The 1,993-nt window shown below is 44.0% G+C and carries 2 protein-coding genes; both read left to right on the top strand.

Features of this window, described 5'->3' with window-relative positions; all coding sequences use genetic code 11:
• Nucleotides 1-562: hypothetical protein (locus Q5762_RS36640; protein ID WP_315896652.1), on the top strand; the 562-nt coding region annotated here is incomplete at its 5' end.
• 8 nt (nucleotides 563-570) lie between these two features.
• Nucleotides 571-1,993, top strand: a 1,423-nt coding sequence (locus Q5762_RS36645) for a hypothetical protein (RefSeq protein WP_315896653.1), incomplete at its 3' end; no start/stop codon positions are given.

Consider the following 1,993-nt stretch of genomic DNA (forward strand, 5'->3'; position numbering starts at 1 on the left):
CGATGAGCTGATAGTGGCTGTTGTTGTTGAGGATAACAATTCGGTTTCCGAACGTTCCGATGTGGCAATTTACATTGACGGCAATCGTGTATGGGATAACCGCGAGACGTCCAAATACTATGTAAGCGGGCGTACTGCATGGGTGGCTGTGGAGAAAATTGGCAATGAAATTACTGTTAATGTCAGCTATGCGGGTGTTCAAAAGTCATTTATTAGCAAGAATCCAGACACGGAACTGCGGAAGATTACATGGTATGGCGCTGCATATAAAGAATATTTGCCAATCGCTAATAACTTTTTCCGAGCGATTAATGTCAAGAAACATAACGTTCTTAACTGGCAAGATATCCCGAATAAATTTGGAAGTAAGGACATTTTGCTATACGGCAAAAACGTAGACAACATCTATTGCACGTTAAATAATAACCAAGGCTTGCAATACCGCGACCCTGGCTCCACTTTGATTTACGCACCACCAGGCTTAAGTACCATGTTTTTAAGCTGGTCAGATTTTGCAACCGCGCCAATTGTCAAACTAAAAGGGAGGGCTGCATACGTATGATATTTACTTTGACGGATCGCATGTACAATGTTTTAGATGCATACGAGACTGATGATTACCTCATTGGTCAATATGTTGGCTCCATTTTGGAGACGTTGGACATTAATGTGTTAACCAAGAGTATCCATGCTGACTTGTGGACCAGCGGCAATTACATCATGTGCCAAGACAAATCCGGCCGGAAATACTGGCTTACAATTTACGATGACGAAGACGGCTTAAACGATGATGTTAAGTCGTTTTCTTGTTATTCTGGAACTATCGATATCGTATCGGAAGAATGCCCACCAATTTCTGCCACTCAAGCCCAGCCGTTTGAGTGGTATTTTAATCGGATATTTTCCGACACAGGGATTACTTTAGGCATTAATGAGATTTCTGGAATGACTCGAAAGTTAGAGTTTACGTCAGAAAATGCGACCAATGCGGAAATGCTCCAATTTGTCTTAAATGGGTTTGACAACGCCGAAGCACAACTGGACGTTAAGTTTGATGGTAGTACACCAACAGAACTCGTCCTGAATGTTTACAAGCGAATTGGCGAGGAACAGCCACAAGCTATCTTATCTGATGAAGACGATAGCTTGACTGATTTAACCCGAAAAGGCTCTCTAAGTGAGCTTGGGACGTGTTTGGATTTAGAAGGCGCAGAAGTTGATGAGAAGACCGTTACTTTGGCCGGAAAATACTACGAGGAAAAAGATGCTGCGGGGAATATCCTTTATTACTCACCTAAAAATCTAACTCGTATTTTTAGCGTCAAGGCGCACGTAGATTATTATGTTAAATTGCCAAACAAGGCTCATGGTGAGTTTGACGGCTACATTAACCGCCGTTACAAGTCCGAAGCTAAAACGCAAGATGCACTGTGGGCAGAAGGCTTGGCCCGACTTAAAAAAATCGACCATGCTGTTGTGGAGTACGATGCCAAAGGGGATATTAGCTGTGGCATTGGCGACAATGTGCAAGTGGTCTCTCATACCATGCGACCACCAGTTATGGTCAGCGCCAGAACGACCGAGTACAAGTTTAATGACGACGACCACAGTCGGAATGAGTACAAGTTTAGTAATTACGTGGACTTGGAAAGCAACATGGATGATTTAACGTCGATCATTAACAAGATTAAAGATCAGATTGTTTATGTGGTTGACCAGTCTGTGATGTACTGCTTGGCAGACCAAGGAAATACAGCGCCCGTAACAGGGTGGACGAATGTCAATCCGGGGGCCGTAAAAGGCAAGTGGTTGTGGACGAGGACTAAGATTGACTACTCCAACGGTACGTCTAGCGTGTCGGAAGTGCCGACTTATTCGGCGATTAATGGGGAACCAGGAAAACCCGGCACCAGTCCCATAATCACGCCAAATGATGATGGCACGATTACAATTTTGGATGTGGAAGGAGAGAAGGTCACACCTGATTTGACGG

The sequence above is a fragment of the Streptomyces sp. P9(2023) genome (assembly GCF_032436795.1).
GTDB lineage: Bacteria > Actinomycetota > Actinomycetes > Streptomycetales > Streptomycetaceae > Streptomyces.